This window comes from Caulobacter sp. Root1472 (assembly GCF_001426985.1).
In the GTDB taxonomy this organism is placed as follows: Bacteria; Pseudomonadota; Alphaproteobacteria; order Caulobacterales; family Caulobacteraceae; genus Caulobacter; species Caulobacter rhizosphaerae.
Genome location: NZ_LMFX01000050.1, coordinates 96,352 through 110,543 on the forward strand (window position 1 = coordinate 96,352; position 14,192 = coordinate 110,543).

At 69.3% G+C, this 14,192-nt stretch carries 11 protein-coding genes; 5 read left to right on the plus strand and 6 right to left on the minus strand.

Translation table 11 applies throughout. The features are described from left to right. Positions 1–46: 46 nt before the first annotated feature. Positions 47–214, minus strand: coding sequence for a hypothetical protein (locus tag ASD47_RS26890; protein WP_156402406.1), 168 nt, complete (start codon positions 212–214; stop codon positions 47–49). A gap of 237 nt (positions 215–451) precedes the next feature. Beyond that, a complete protein-coding gene (locus ASD47_RS24160; RefSeq protein ID WP_156402407.1) occupies positions 452–1,996 on the minus strand; it encodes a helicase HerA-like domain-containing protein in 1,545 nt (514 codons plus the stop codon). Between the two features lie 117 nt (positions 1,997–2,113). Between ASD47_RS24160 and ASD47_RS24165 the strand changes: the two genes are divergently transcribed. From ASD47_RS24165 to ASD47_RS24175, 3 genes are all read left to right on the plus strand, one after another. Then, entirely contained in the window at positions 2,114–3,259 is a 1,146-nt protein-coding gene (locus ASD47_RS24165; RefSeq protein WP_056762250.1) for an AI-2E family transporter, read from the plus strand. A 270-nt stretch (positions 3,260–3,529) separates the two neighbouring features. Then, positions 3,530–8,365 (plus strand): NAD-glutamate dehydrogenase, encoded by a 4,836-nt coding sequence (locus ASD47_RS24170; RefSeq protein WP_056762252.1) that lies wholly within the window; start codon positions 3,530–3,532, stop codon positions 8,363–8,365. A gap of 127 nt (positions 8,366–8,492) precedes the next feature. Next, positions 8,493–9,725, plus strand: a complete 1,233-nt coding sequence (locus ASD47_RS24175; protein ID WP_056762254.1) for a DUF418 domain-containing protein — start codon at positions 8,493–8,495, stop codon at positions 9,723–9,725. A gap of 10 nt (positions 9,726–9,735) precedes the next feature. On the opposite strand, the gene ASD47_RS24180 is transcribed toward ASD47_RS24175, so the two are convergent. The 3 genes from ASD47_RS24180 to ASD47_RS24190 form a co-directional block, all read right to left on the minus strand. Next, the gene (locus ASD47_RS24180) at positions 9,736–10,080 is read right to left on the minus strand and encodes a hypothetical protein (RefSeq protein WP_056762255.1); all 345 of its coding nucleotides are present in this window, start codon (positions 10,078–10,080) and stop codon (positions 9,736–9,738) included. Continuing rightward, positions 10,077–10,541, minus strand: coding sequence for a hypothetical protein (locus ASD47_RS24185; protein ID WP_056762257.1), 465 nt, complete (start codon positions 10,539–10,541; stop codon positions 10,077–10,079). The genes ASD47_RS24180 and ASD47_RS24185 overlap by 4 nt, the downstream gene beginning before the upstream one ends. Positions 10,542–10,628: 87 nt before the next feature. Continuing rightward, complete coding sequence (locus ASD47_RS24190) at positions 10,629–11,399, minus strand: dienelactone hydrolase family protein (RefSeq protein WP_056762388.1); 771 nt, start codon at positions 11,397–11,399, stop codon at positions 10,629–10,631. 407 nt (positions 11,400–11,806) lie between these two features. Here ASD47_RS24190 and ASD47_RS24195 point away from each other — a divergent pair, with 407 nt between their 5' ends. Beyond that, positions 11,807–12,457: an exopolysaccharide biosynthesis polyprenyl glycosylphosphotransferase gene (locus tag ASD47_RS24195; RefSeq protein WP_082564791.1), complete on the plus strand. Its 651-nt coding sequence runs from the start codon at positions 11,807–11,809 to the stop codon at positions 12,455–12,457. Here the strand turns inward: ASD47_RS24195 and ASD47_RS24200 are convergent. Next, positions 12,451–12,927, minus strand: coding sequence for a COG3650 family protein (locus ASD47_RS24200; protein ID WP_056762258.1), 477 nt, complete (start codon positions 12,925–12,927; stop codon positions 12,451–12,453). The two genes, ASD47_RS24195 and ASD47_RS24200, sit on opposite strands and share 7 nt — an antisense overlap. Positions 12,928–12,973: 46 nt before the next feature. Here ASD47_RS24200 and ASD47_RS24205 point away from each other — a divergent pair, with 46 nt between their 5' ends. After that, complete coding sequence (locus ASD47_RS24205) at positions 12,974–14,122, plus strand: DNA cytosine methyltransferase (protein WP_056762260.1); 1,149 nt, start codon at positions 12,974–12,976, stop codon at positions 14,120–14,122. Positions 14,123–14,192 lie beyond the last annotated feature (70 nt).

Consider the following 14,192-nt stretch of genomic DNA (forward strand, 5'->3'; position numbering starts at 1 on the left):
AGCCGCTCCGCGTGGGGAAGACCTAAGACGCTCGACGTCGGTTCAATCAGCGGATCAGGACAATGACGCCGAAGATCAGTGCGGCCCACACCGCCAAGCTGAAGGCGGCGCAGACGATCAGGGGCCATCGGATCTTGTACCGAGGCTGAGGCCGCCGAGCCGCCGCCAGAAACGGAGCGGCGTGCGTTTGAACGTTCGAGGGGCCGAACTTCATGCGTTTCCTCCCGCGCCCGGCCTTGATCGAGGGTCTCCGCCTCGCCGAGCCGTGTACGCCTACGGATAAGAGTCCCAGAATAGCTCCGGTGCAAGGCATACACACGCATAGGCAGCGGAAAAATGTGTCAAATCGCGCAATTTTCGCTGAAAGCGGGTCTGGCGCTGGCCAAGTGGGTCCTGATTTGCCAGGCGCCGCCCGAGCGGCGACCGACCCGCTTCAAGCTTGACCTTTGATCTAGCGTCTCCGACTCATCCCCCCCATCAGGCCGCGCATGATCTCGCGTCCGGCCTGATTGGCGATCGTGCGCAGTAACGAGGTGGCGAAGGCCTCGCCCATCGATTGGCGGCTGGAGGCGCGCGGACGCGGCGCGGTGCGAGACTCGCGCGCCTCCTCGCGTTCCCGCACTTTCTCGGCGGCGGCCCGCTGGCGCTCGGCTTCGGCCTGGGCGGCGGCGGTGTCCGCCTGCTGCTGGGCCTGGGCGGCGCGTCCTTGCAGGGTCTCGTAAGCCGAGGCGCGGTCCAGCGTAGTGTCGTAGAGGCCGGCGACCGGGCTCTTGGCGATCAGCGCCGCGCGCTCCTCGGGTGTCAGGGGCCCCAGGCGCGAGGCTGGCGGCCGGATCAGCGTCTTCTGCACGACGCAGGGCGCGCCCTTGGCGTCCAAGGTCGAGATCAGCGCCTCGCCGACCCCCAGGGCCTGAATCGTCTCGGCGGTGTCGAAGGCCGGATTGACCCGGAACGACTGGGCGGCGGCCTTCAGCCCCTTCTGATCGGCCGGGGTGTAAGCCCGCAGGGCGTGCTGCACCCGCGCGCCCAACTGGCCCAGCACCGCGTCGGGAATGTCGGCCGGATTCTGGGTGACGAAATAGATGCCCACGCCCTTGGAGCGGATCAGCCGGACGACCTGCTCGATCTTTTCCAGCAGCGGCTTTTCCGCATCGTTGAACAGCAGATGCGCCTCGTCGAAGAAGAACACCAGCTTGGGCTTTTCGGGATCGCCGACCTCGGGCAGTTCCTCGAACAGCTCCGACAGCAGCCAGAGCAGGAAGGTCGAATAGAGCTTGGGCGACTGGATCAGCTTGTCGGCCGCCAGCAGGTTGACATAGCCGCGGCCGGCCACGTCGGTGCGCATCAGGTCGGCCAGCTTCAGGGCCGGCTCGCCGAAGAAGTTCTCGGCCCCCTGGCTCTGCAGGGTCAGCAGCTTGCGCTGGATCGCGCCCACCGTGGCCGGCGAGACGTTGCCGTACTGGGTGCCGATCTCGGCGGCGTGGTCGGCGACATATTTCAGCGCCGCCTGCAGGTCCTTCAGATCCAGCAGCAGCAGGCCGTCCTGGTCGGCGACGTGGAAGACCACGGTCAGCACGCCTTCCTGCACGTCATTCAGTTCGAGCAGTCGCGACAGCAGCAGCGGGCCCATCTCGGAGATGGTGGTGCGAATCGGGTGGCCCTTCTGGCCGAACAGGTCCCAGAACACCACAGGCGGGGCGGACGGCGTCAGGGTCAGCCCCATGGACGCGGCGCGAGCCAGCATCTTGTCGTTGGGGACCCCGATCGCGCCGACGCCCGAGAGGTCGCCCTTCACGTCGGCGGCGAACACCGGCACGCCGGCGTCGGAGAAGGCCTGGGCCATGACCTGCAGGGTGACCGTCTTGCCCGTTCCCGTCGCGCCCGCCACCACGCCGTGACGGTTGGATCGATCGAGACGCTGGGTCACCGGTCCGGCCGCCGCGCCTTCTTGGGCCAGTCCGATAAGGATTTCGCCGTCGCCGATCGTCAGGGTCATACGCAACGTCCTTTTGCCTTGAGAGCTTAAGCCTAGACCCGGCCTTGCGTCGCGCCAATCGCCTCGCGCAATGTGGCGCCAGTCTTTTACAGGCCGTTCGAGAAAGAGATCCCGCCGATGTCCATTCCTGCGTCGATCACCGGCCGCAACGCCCTGGTGTTCCTGGCGGTCATCGCGGGCGGCGCGACGCTGTACTGGATGCGCGGCATCCTCACGCCCCTGGCCATGGCGGTGTTCCTGGCGGTGATGATCGACAGTTTCGCGCGCGTGCTGGTCGAGCGCCTCCCAAGGTTCCCCAGGAACCTGGCCCTGCCGGCCGCCATCTTCCTGTCGATCGCCATGTTCGCGGCCGCGGTCTGGGTGGTCACCGCCAACGGCGCCAGCTTCGTCGGCCAGATCCGCGACTACGCGCCCCGCCTGAACGAGGTGATCGCCAAGGTCGCCTCGCTGGTCGGGATCAAGGTCGCGCCGACGATCGGCGACCTGATCAACCAGCTCAATCCCAGCAAATACGCCGGGGCGGCCGCGCAGAGCCTGCAGAACTTCGCTTCCAACGCCATCCTGGTGCTGATCTATCTGGGCTTCATCATCGCCTCGCGGCGGGGGTTCAGTCGCAAGATCGTCGCGCTCTACCCGCATCATGCCGAGCGCGACGGGGCGGTCCAGCTGTTCCAGCGCATCCGCAACGGGGTCGAGCAGTACCTATGGATCCAGACGGTCACCGGCCTGATGATCGCCGCGGCCGCCTGGGTGGTGATGATGCTGCTGCGCCTGGACAACGCCCTGTTCTGGGCCTTCCTGATCTTCGTGGCCGCCTACATCCCGATCATCGGCGGGGCCGTGGGCTGCATCCTGCCGCCGCTGTTCGCCCTGGTGCAGTTCCCCGACAGCTTCGTGCCGGCCGCGATCCTGTTCCTGGCGCTGCAGGGGATCTTCTTCGTGGTCGGCAACGTCATCTATCCGCGCATGCAGGGCGAAAGCCTGAACATCGACCCGACGGTCGTGCTGCTGTCGCTGGCGGTGTGGGGCGCGCTGTGGGGCGTGACCGGCATGTTCCTGTCCACCCCGCTGACCGTGGCCCTGATGCTGATCATGGCCCAGTTCGACGGGACGCGCTGGATCGCCATCCTGCTGTCGGAGGACGGCGATCCCAGCGGCTCGGGCCTGGACCGCAAACCGCCGGGCGGGCCGGCCAAGGCCCCGCCGGAGAAAAAAATCGGCGCGGCGCCGACTTCGCGACAGAAGTCGACCAAGGGGGCTTAACATCCCGAATGACCTTCCTATCTAGGTCCTGTCGGCAGCCCCCCATGCCGACCCCGCGCGACGCAGACCGATTTTCTGGAGCGTCCAATGCGGACTCGCCCGCCTCCCCCCCGGCGGGCCCGCGCCGCCGGTTCCCCCCAACCGGCGGCGCTTCCGCGTCCGCGGCCGGTGGGAGATCCTTCGGTAAGATATTCTGTGCTTTTCCCGAGCTACGGTTGAAACCGGGCCCGAAAGGGCTAGGTTGTCGCCAAAAATTCGCGAGGAAATCCCATGGTCGGTGAAAAACTTGACCCCAAGGCGACCGCCGCTCAGCCGGAAGGCTTGATCCGGGTCTTCGGCGCGGCGCTGGGGCAGGAGGCGCTGACCGAGGCGCAGACCCGGTTCGCCGCTCAGGTCCAGGAGGACTGGTCGGCCGAGGAGCTGCCGGGCTTCGATCCGGCCGACGTCGCCCACGCCCTGACGGAGTTCTGGACCTTCGGCGAGACGGCGACGGATCCGCTGTCCATCCGCGTGCGCCCCGCGCGGCGGGCCGACGGGACCGACCTGAAGAGCGACCTGCTGGAAATCGTCCAGCCCGACCGCCCGTTCCTGGTCGACAGCATCATGGGCGCCGTCGCCGAGCACGGCTTTTCGGTTCGAGCCATGTTCCACCCGGTGATCGACACGCCCGCCGGCCGGCGGTCGATGATCCAGGTCTATCTGGCCCCGGTGGGCGAGGACCGCGAGGCCGCCCTGGTCGAGGCCGTTCGCGAGGCCCTGGCCGACGTCCAGCTGGCGGTCGACGACTTCGACGCCATGAAGGCCCTGATCCGCCGCTCGATCGAAGAGCTGCGCGCTTCGACGGCCCCGATCCCCGAAGGCGAGCGCGACGAGGGCCTAGCCTTCCTCGACTGGCTGGAGGGCGATCGCTTCGTGTTCCTGGGGGCGCGGGTCTACGACTATCCCCGCACGGCCGAGGGCGGCTACGCGGCCGAGGAGCCGCTGTACCAGCCCGAGGGCAGCCTGGGCGTGCTGCGCGACCAGACCCTGACGGTGCTGCGGCGGGGCAGCGAGCCGGCGATCCTGTCGCCCCAGGTCCGCGACCACCTGCTGCTGGGCGCCCCCCTGGTGGTGGCCAAGTCCAACCTGCGCTCCAAGGTCCATCGCCGCGGCTACATGGACTATGTGGGGGTGCGCCGGTACGGCGCCGACGGCAAGCCGTCGGGCGAGGTCCGGTTCGTGGGCCTGTTCACCGCCGAGGCCTATGAGACGCCCGCCCACGAGGTGCCGGTGATCCGCCGCAAGGTCGAGCACGTGCTCAAGGAGGCCGGCAAGGATCCCGAGGGCCACAGCGGCAAGCGCCTGCGCAACATCCTGGAGACCTGGCCGCGCGACGAGCTGTTCCAGATTTCCGAGGACGAGCTGCTGTCGATGGCCATGGGGGTGCTGCACCTCTACGACCGCCCTCGGGTGCGGCTGTTCGCCCGCAAGGACCCGTTCGACCGCTTCGTCTCGGTGTTGATGTTCGTGCCGCGTGAGCGCTACGACAGCGGCGTGCGCGAGCGGGCCGGCAAGATCCTGGCCGCGGCCTTCGACGGCCGGGTCAGCGCCTATTATCCCAGCTTTTCAGACGCGCCCCTGGCCCGCGTGCACTACGTCCTGGGCGTGACGCCGGGCAAGCACGGCGATCCGGACCTGGCGACGCTGGAAGCCGCCGTGGCCGAGACCGCCCGCACCTGGGACGACCGCTTCGAGGCCGCCGTGCGCGACGGCGGCGCGCCCGGGCGGGTCGTGGAGACCCTGGCCCGCTGGCAGAACGCCTTTCCGCCCGGCTATCGCGACCAGTACGACGCGGCCGAGGCCCTGGCCGACCTGGCCGTGGTCGACGACCTGGACGCCGACGAGGCGGTGCGGGTCCGGGCCTTCCGCCTGGCCGACGACGACAAGCTGACCTTCCGCTTCAAGCTCTATCGCCCCGGCGCCGCCGCGCCCCTCGCCGACGTGTTGCCGATCCTCGAGCACATGGGCCTGAAGGCGCTGATCGAGGACGGGTTCAAGCTGACGCCGGCCGGCGACACCCACGCCAAGGTCTGGGTCCACGAGTTCACCTTGCGCGACGAGCGCGGCGAGCACCTGTCGTTCGACGACGTCAAGACCGCCTTCGAGGCCGCCTTCGTCGCCATCTGGACGGGCCGCGCCGAGAGCGACGGCTTCAATCGGCTGGTGCTGGAACTGGGCGTCGGCTGGCGCGAGGCCGCCCTGGTCCGCGCCCTGGCCCGCTATCGCCAGCAGACGGGCCTGGATCCCAGCCAGGGCGTGCAGGAGCAGGCCCTCTCGGACAACCCGGGCGTCACTCGCCTGATCCTCGACCTGTTTCGCATCAAGTTCGACCCGGCCGTGCACGCCGACCTCGCCGCCCGCCGCGAGCAGGCCAAGGCGGTGGAGGCCAGCATCAACGAGGCCCTGCAGGCGGTCGAGAGCCTGGACGCCGACCGGGTCCTGCGCCGCATCGCCGCCCTGATCGGCGCCATCCAGCGGACCAACTTCTTCCAGCTCGGCCCCGACGGCGAGCCCAAGCCCTACATCAGCTACAAGATCGCCTCGCGCGAGCTGGAGGACCTGCCGGCCCCCAAGCCCTATCGCGAGATCTACGTCTCGGCCCCGCATGTCGAGGGCGTGCACCTGCGCTTCGGGCCCGTCGCCCGGGGCGGGCTGCGCTGGTCTGATCGCCGCGACGACTTCCGCACCGAGGTCCTGGGCCTGGTCAAGGCCCAGCAGGTCAAGAACGCGGTCATCGTGCCGGTCGGCTCCAAGGGCGGTTTCTATCCGAAGAACCTGCCGCGCGGCGGCGACCGCGACGCCATCCAGGCCGAGGCGATCCGCGCCTACAAGACCTTCCTGTCGGGCCTGCTGGACATCACCGACAACATCGACGCCGACAACCGGATCGTGCCGCCGGCCGGGGTGGTCGTCCACGACGGCGAGGATCCCTACCTGGTCGTCGCGGCCGACAAGGGCACGGCCACCTTCTCCGACATCGCCAATGGCGTGGCGGAGGACTACGGCTTCTGGCTGGGCGACGCCTTCGCCTCGGGCGGCTCGGTCGGCTACGACCACAAGGTGATGGGCATCACCGCCCGCGGCGCCTGGGAAGCGGTCAAGCGTCACTTCCGCGAGCTGGGCAAGGACATCCAGACCGAGCCGTTCACCGCCGTCGGGGTCGGCGACATGAGCGGCGACGTGTTCGGCAACGGCATGCTGCTGTCCAAGCAGACCCGCCTGCTGGCCGCCTTCGACCATCGCCACATCTTCCTGGATCCCGATCCGGATCCGGCCAAGTCGTGGGCCGAGCGCGACCGGATGTTCAAGCTGCCGCGCTCGTCCTGGGACGACTACGACAAGAGCCTGATCTCCAAGGGCGGCGGGGTCTTCGCCCGGTCGCTGAAAACCATCGCGCTGTCGCCGGAGGCGCGGGCCCTGTTCGAGATCAAGACCGAGACGGTCACCCCGGCCGAGCTGCTGACCGCGATCCTCAAGTCGAAGGCCGAGCTGCTCTATCTCGGCGGCATCGGCACCTATGTGAAGGCCAGGAGCGAAAGCCAGGCCGAGGCCGGCGACAAGGCCAACGACGCCATCCGCGTCAACGGCGCCGACCTGCGGGTCAAGGTCGTGGGCGAGGGCGCCAACCTGGGCCTGACCCAGGCGGGGCGCATCGAGTTCGCGCAACTGGGCGGCCGCCTGAACACCGACGCCATCGACAACTCGGCCGGCGTCGACAGCTCCGACCACGAGGTCAATATCAAGATCCTGACCGGGATCCTGGAGCGCGGCGGCAAGTTGGACCGCAACGCCCGCAACCGGCTGCTGCCGACCATGACCGACGACGTGGCCGGCCACGTGCTGGCCGACAACTACGACCAGACCCTGGCCCTGTCGCTGATGGAGAGCGACGGGGTCTCGGAGGTCGAGTCCCATGCCCGGTTCATGGCCGAGCTGGAGGCCAAGGGGCGGTTGGACCGCAAGGTCGAGGGCCTGCCGGAGGCGGCGGCGCTGACCGACCGCGCCCAGGCCGGCAAGGGCCTGACCCGGCCGGAAATGGCCGTGCTGCTGGCCTATGGCAAGATTGACCTCTTCGACGACATCGTCGCCTCCCAGGCGCCGGACGACCCCTGGTTCGAGGCGACGCTGAAGGGCTACTTCCCGCCGGCCCTTAGCCAATACGGCGACGCCATGCAGCAGCATCGTCTGAGGCGCGAGATCATCGCCACGGTGCTCGACAACCAGATGATCAACATGTGCGGCCCGACGTTCCCGAGCCGCCTGCGCGCCGCCGCAGCCTGCGACACCACGGCCCTGGTCATCGCCTTCGCTGCGGCCCGGGAGATCCTCGGCGTCGACGCCCTGTGGGACCAGGTCTCGGCCCTGGACGGCAAGGCCTCGGCCGGCGGTCAGCTGGCCCTGTACAAGGCCCTGGCCTACGCCCTGCGCAGCCTGACCTTCTGGCTGGCGCGGCGGGCGTTCAAGGACAAGTCGACGGTCAAGGCGCTGGTCGAGGCCTATGGCCCGTCGGTCAAGGCGCTGTCGGCCCTGGGGACCACGATCCTCTCGCCGTTCGAGCAGAAGGCGGCCGCCAAGCGGGCCAAGGCTTATGTGGCCGACGGCGCGCCTGAGGCCTTGGCCCAGGCGGTCGCCGCGCTGCAGCCCATGACCACGGCGGCCGACCTGGTCGACCTGGGCAACGCCTCCAGCTGGCCGGTGCAGAACGTGGCCCGCCTCTACCACCAGGTCGGCGCGGCCTTCGGCTTTGACCGCCTCCGCTCGGCGGCCGGTTCGTTCGTCGGCGGCGACGCCTTCGAGCGCCTGGCCGTGCGCCGGCTGATCGAGGACATGCTCGCCGAGCAGACGGCGATCACCCAGGCGGTGCTGAAGTTCGCCGCCAACGCCCAGGCCGGCGACGACGAGGCCTCGGCCAAGGCGGCGGTCAGCTCGTGGGGCGCCCTGCGCGCCGAAACCGTCCGGGCCGCCAAGCGGACGGTCGAGGACATCGAGCAGGCCGGCGGCGGCTGGACCTTCGCCAAGCTGACGATCGCCAATGCGGCTCTGAGAGGCCTGGCGACGGCGAGCTGACGTCAGGCGGCGGGGGCAGGCGCGTGGCCTGTTCCCGATCCGGCCTGCCTAACCCAGGGTTGTCGTTCGCGCGGGGACGGTCCAGGATCGTCCCGGCGGCGTAGATTTGGCGTTTTCGGGGGCATGGATGGTCAAGGATCGTATCGTTCTGCTGGACTCCCTGCGGGGCCTGGCGGTGCTGGGCATCCTCCTGTGCAACATCCCGATCTCGGCCGAGCCCCACGCGGTGGCCACCAGCCTGACCCTGTGGCCGCTCGGCATGGCCCCGGCCTCGGTGGCCGTCTGGTGGGTCACCCAGGTCTTCTTCCAGCAGAAGTTCTATTCGATGTTCGCCATGCTGTTCGGCGCCTCGATCCTGCTGGTGGGCGGCGAGGGCGGGGCGGGGTCGGACGCCGGTGAGCGCCGGAGGATCCTGATCCTGCGCCTGGTCAGCTTGTTGGCTATCGGCCTCTTCCACGGGCTGGTGATCTGGCAGGGCGACGTGCTCAACACCTATGCGATCGTCGGACTTCTGGCGTTGTGGGCCCGCTCGTGGTCGGCCAAGCGCCTGCTGCGGGCGGGGATCGGCCTGCACCTGGCGCTCTCGGCCTGGGGCGCCTGGAACCTGTTCAAGCATGCGGCCGAGGGCGGCGGCGACCCGCCGCCGGCCGCCATGGCCAAGTTCCTAGCCCAGGTCCATGCCGACAGCGCCCAGTACGCCGGAAGCTTCGCCCAGTCTTTCGTCCAGAACGCCAAGGACTATTGGGACTATGTGTTCGGCTCCTTCACCCAGTGGCCTCCGGCCTGGCCGCTGCTGGTGCTGTCGCTGATGCTGATCGGCATGGGCCTCTACAAGCTGGGCGTCCTGAGCGGCAAGGCCTCGACGGGGGTGTATCAAGGGCTGATCGCCGCCGGCCTGGGGGCCCTGGCCATCGTCGCCATGGCCGAGACGACCTACATGCTGCTGCCCAGCCATCCCTGGCCGGCTCGCGCCCTGGCCCGCTGGCTGCAGAGCGCCACGGCCCCCGTGGTCAGCCTGAGCTATGTGGGCCTGATGGTGATGGCCGCGCGCGCCCGACTCTGGAAGGCGATCCCGGCGGTGCTGGCGCCGGTGGGCCAGATGGCCTTCACCAACTACCTGACCCAGTCGATCCTGATGACGGCGCTGCTGTACGGTGGTCGTGGTCCGGCGCTGTACGGCAAGGTCGACCGGCCGTTCCTGGCCGGCGCCGTGGCCGTGATCTGGCTGCTGCAGGTCCTGTGGTCGCGCTGGTGGATGGCCCGCTTCACCATGGGGCCGCTGGAGTGGCTGTGGCGGCTGGCCTATCGCGGCCCCATGCCGCTGCGCCGCGAGCACCGCACGGCGCCGGTCGCGGCGTGAACCGGGCCGATCAGTGCGCCGGCTTGGCGTTGAGGAAGGTGTCGAGCGCCGTATTGATTACGGTCAGGGTCACCGCGTCGCGCAGCCGCTGGGCCTCGGCCTGGCTCACCCCGGCGGCGGTGTAGCCGGCGATCTCGGTCAGGTCGGTCTCGCCCTGCACCAGGTTCCTGAACTCGGCCTGGCTCAGCTGGCCGGCCGCCAACTGCCCGGTCCAGAGCGCCAGGTTGGCCTTGGCCTTGTCGAGGGCGTCCTGGGCCAGGGCCTTCACCTGGTCGGAATAGCCCTCGAAGCTGTCCTTGCCCAGCACCGAGAGGTTGGCCTTGGCGGCGGCCAGGAAGTCGTCGAACTGGCTCATGACGCGCCGCCTTCCTCGATCTGGCCGCAGGCCGTGGCCTGCCGCTTGTTGGCCTCCAGGCAGAGGATGTAGTCGAACGCCCGGCCGATCTGGATCTTCTTCTGGTCGCGGAAGGCCGGGCTCAGCGCGCCCTGGCTGCGCCACAGGGTGATCGCGCCGCCATAAAGCGCCCGGCTGGGGTCGCGCAGCACCGCCCACTGCCGCGCCGAGAAGGTGTTCAGCGGATCGGCCGCCGCGGCGCTGGCCGCCGCGTCGATCCGGGCGGTCAGGGCGTCCACCTCGGCGGCGTGGTTGGCGTAGGGGTCTGCGGCCACGTCCAGCAGCGACAGGGTCTGGGTCTTCAGGCTGGCGGCGGTGACCTGGGCGGCGGGGTTGGGCGGCGGCGCCACCGGGGCGCAGGCGACCGGCGCCAGGACGAGGGTCAGGGCGAGCGCGGCTCGCGCGAACGGCGCCAGCTTCATGGAAGGCCTCCCGCTAGGTGACGCGACCCTGGCATACAAATCCGCGAAGCACAATCTTGGCGGGTGCGATGCGCGTGAAGGGCGAGTTCAGCCGGCGGCCGCCACCGCCAGGGCCTGGGCGAAATAGTCCTGCGTTCGGGTGAAGAGGTCAGGTCGGTACCGGGCGCGCGGATCGTTGGCGCGATCGTCGTCGAAGGCGTGGGTGGCGTCCGGATAGAAGGCGGTATCGACCGTCAGGCCGTCGCGCCTGAGGCGTTCGAGCGCCTTCTGCGGATATTTCCAGCCGACCACCTGATCCTTGCCCCCCACCACGGAGAACACCTTGAGGTTCGCGGTCCCCTGAAGGTCGCCCCATCCCTGATTGGACGTCAGGGACGGATAGGCCGCGTACGGATAGACCAGCAAGGCGCCCTTGACGCGGGCGCGCAGCTTCAGCGGATCGGCGTCGACGAGGCCGGTGGCCCGGGCGGCGTTAGGGCCGATCGCATAGCCGTCCATGATCGCCCAGCCGCCATGACTCCAGCCGGCCAGGAAGACGCGTTCGGCGTCGGCCCAGGGCTGGTCCTCCAGCCAAGCCAGCATGGCGAAGATGTCGCCCGATCGCTCGAGGCCTCGAAGCGCGGTTCCCGTGCAGACCGTCAGCTTGGCGCGCAGGGGCGAGATCCCGCGCGGGGCGAAGCTGTCGACCACCACCGCCGCCCAGCCGGCCTCGACCGCGACCCTGGCGTAGGCCTCCAGGAACGGCGTCTTGCCGCCGCAGCCGTGCAGGATCAGCGCCACCGGGAAAGGGCCCGGCCCTTCAGGCCTGAAGACCTTCGACGCGTCGGCCACCCTGGCCCCCCACTCCCCGGATCTCATGGTGGCGCTAAGCATCACAGTTCCCGTCCACAGCGAGCGGCGTGAAATTTTCAATACGGGGCTGCATGGCCCAATTCGAGACACTAGTTTGGTGTCTCAAGAATCTGGTCCATGTGGGGAAGCGACGAAAGAGTGTCAAAACGATCTGACGTTGTGGCGAAAAAATATGCCGTCCCTGTCGTTTGAACAACCAGATCGCAAAAAAGAGCTTTCGCGTGTTCCCTTATGGCTTCTGGATTGTTAATGGGGATCTCAGTGTGGACCAAGAAACAATCTCAGCAAAGCTCTCGAACAAGCCACCGTTCGCAACGGCTGAGCTTGGAAAGTTGAGTGGCGTGACCCTTGCTAGGGACGATTCCGAGGGCGTTATTCCATCGGCCCGGCACGAAGGACGGATGAGGTCTGATATGGAACAGGGGTACGCCATTACGGGTCTGGAGCAGCCGCGCGCGTCTCGCACGGGCCCCGCCTACAGCCTTCAGAAGCGTTTCCTCGACCTCGCCGGTTCTCTGGGGCTGCTGATCTTCCTGGCCCCGACGCTTCTGCTGATCGCGCTGGCCGTCAAGCTCGACAGCCGCGGGCCGGTCCTGTTCGTGCAAAGGCGGACCGGGCTGAACGGCGTGCCGTTCCGCGTCTACAAGTTCCGCTCGATGACGGTCGCCGACGACGGCGATGTCGTCAAGCAGGCCACCCGCAACGACAGCCGGGTCACCCGGGTGGGACGTTTCCTGCGCCGGTCCAGCCTCGACGAACTGCCGCAGCTCCTCAATGTGCTGAAAGGGGACATGTCGCTGGTCGGCCCGCGCCCCCACGCCCTGGCTCACGACGAATATTACGGCGCCCACATCGCCGACTATCACAAGCGCTTCCGCACCCGCCCGGGCATCACCGGCCTGTCGCAGGTCAAGGGCTTCCGCGGCGAGACCGAGACGGTCGCCGACATGGAGCAACGCATCCGGTTCGACAACCACTACATTGAGAGCTGGTCGATCCTGCAGGACATCTGGATCCTGGTCTCGACCGCCGTCGTGGTGCCGCTGCAGCGCACGGCCTACTGAGGCCCAGGCTGGGGCGGCGGTTCTTCCGGCCTGGCGGCGCATCCCCTTAACGCCTGACCGTCGAGCGTGACCTCGGCGCGATAGCCGTATCGACGATCCGACATCCCGTCCGAACACGGCTCGGCGCGCAGCTTGAGCACCAGGGGGCCGGCGCGCCACACGCCGGCCCCCTCCTCGACCTTGACGCCTGGATTGTCGGCGCGGACCTCGGCCTCGCCCGCGCGCGTCAGGCTCAGTCCGTCCGGGCGGATCCTGCCGCCCCAGAACGGCTCGGTCCCGACCAGCTCGAAGTCGCCGGAAAAGTCCGGTCCCGGGGTCGTCGCGGCCGGGGCGTCGGCCGGCGCGGTCGAGGCGCCCTCCGACGCGCCCATCGGCGCCTCCCCACAGGCCGTGAGGCAGGCCGCGAGCGTGGCGGCGAGGCCCAGGACCGGCGGAAGGGCCACGCGCCCGGGGAACGTGAAACAGAGCATGGCGGCGCTATCCTCGCAGGGGCGGCTCACGCTAGACTCATAGGCGATGAATCGGAACGCCGCGCCTGGTCCTGTCTTCTACGAATTCTTCGCCGGCGGCGGGATGGCGCGTCTGGGCCTGGGCGAGGCCTGGACCTGCGCGTTCGCCAACGACTTCGACCCGGTCAAGGCCGCGACCTACCGCGCCAACTTCGCCGACGCGGGCGCGGCCAACGGCGAGGGCCATTTCCACCAGGGCGACGTCTGGAAGATCGCGCCGGCCGATCTGCCGGGACAGGCTAACCTGGCCTGGGCCTCCAGCCCCTGCCAGGACTTCAGCCTGGCCGGCGCCCGGGCCGGCCTGCAGGGCGGACGCTCCTCGGCCTTCTTCGGGTTCTGGAAGCTGATGGAGGCGCTCTCCGCCGAAGGGCGCGGCCCCGACACGGTGGTGGTCGAGAACGTGGTGGGCCTGCTGACCTCGCACGGCGGCGCCGACTTCACCGCCCTGTGCCGGGCCCTGGCCGAGCAGGGCTACCGCTTCGGCGCCCTGGAGATCGACGCCGCCCGCTTTGTCCCGCAATCGCGGCCGCGGGTGTTCGTGATCGCCACGCGTCTGCCGGTCGAGGACCTGGCCGGGCCCAGCCCCTTCCAGACCCGCGCCGTGCGCGACGCCCACGCCCGTCTGCCGGCCGACCTGACGGCCGCCTGGATCTGGTGGAGTCTTGCCGCGCCGCCAGCCCGCAACGCCGATCTTTCGGCCCTGCTCGAGCCCGATGACCAGGTCGCCTGGCGGCCGGACGCCGCGACCGCCGCGCTGCTCGACCTGATGGCCCCCGCCCACCGCGCCGCCGTCGAGGTTCGGGTCCAGAGCGGCGAGCGCGCGGTCGGCGCGGTGTTCCGTCGGATGCGCGGCGGCGAGCAGCGGGCCGAGGTGCGGTTCGACGGCCTGGCCGGCTGTCTGCGCACCCCGCGCGGCGGCTCGTCCCGCCAGACCCTGCTGGTGATCGACAGGGGGCAGGTGCGCTCGCGCCTGGTTAGCGCGCGCGAGGGGGGGCGGTTGATGGGCCTGGCTGACGCCTACCGCCTGCCCCGCAGCGCCACGGCTGGCCTGCACGTGATCGGCGACGGCGTGGCCGCCCCGGTGGTGCGTTGGCTGGCCGACGGCTTGCTGACTCCGCTGGCCTTCAGGAAAACTGCGCCGCTGGCCGCCGAATGAGCCGCTGACACGCCAGAACCCCCGGCCTAAGGTGAATCGAACCCAGGCCGCCAACGCCACACCAAGCGAG

Bases quoted from the DNA above. Each gene is read 5' to 3' on its own strand.
- ASD47_RS24195 (WP_082564791.1), top strand. From the start codon at position 11,807: ATGGAACAGGGGTACGCCATTACGGGTCTGGAGCAGCCGCGCGCGTCT.
- ASD47_RS24175 (WP_056762254.1), top strand. From the start codon at position 8,493: ATGGTCAAGGATCGTATCGTTCTGCTGGACTCCCTGCGGGGCCTGGCG.
- ASD47_RS24160 (WP_156402407.1), bottom strand. From the start codon at position 1,996: ATGACCCTGACGATCGGCGACGGCGAAATCCTTATCGGACTGGCCCAA.
- ASD47_RS24205 (WP_056762260.1), top strand. From the start codon at position 12,974: ATGAATCGGAACGCCGCGCCTGGTCCTGTCTTCTACGAATTCTTCGCC.
- ASD47_RS24200 (WP_056762258.1), bottom strand. From the start codon at position 12,927: ATGCTCTGTTTCACGTTCCCCGGGCGCGTGGCCCTTCCGCCGGTCCTG.
- ASD47_RS24170 (WP_056762252.1), top strand. From the start codon at position 3,530: ATGGTCGGTGAAAAACTTGACCCCAAGGCGACCGCCGCTCAGCCGGAA.
- ASD47_RS24180 (WP_056762255.1), bottom strand. From the start codon at position 10,080: ATGAGCCAGTTCGACGACTTCCTGGCCGCCGCCAAGGCCAACCTCTCG.
- ASD47_RS24185 (WP_056762257.1), bottom strand. From the start codon at position 10,541: ATGAAGCTGGCGCCGTTCGCGCGAGCCGCGCTCGCCCTGACCCTCGTC.
- ASD47_RS26890 (WP_156402406.1), bottom strand. From the start codon at position 214: ATGAAGTTCGGCCCCTCGAACGTTCAAACGCACGCCGCTCCGTTTCTG.
- ASD47_RS24165 (WP_056762250.1), top strand. From the start codon at position 2,114: ATGTCCATTCCTGCGTCGATCACCGGCCGCAACGCCCTGGTGTTCCTG.
- ASD47_RS24190 (WP_056762388.1), bottom strand. From the start codon at position 11,399: ATGAGATCCGGGGAGTGGGGGGCCAGGGTGGCCGACGCGTCGAAGGTC.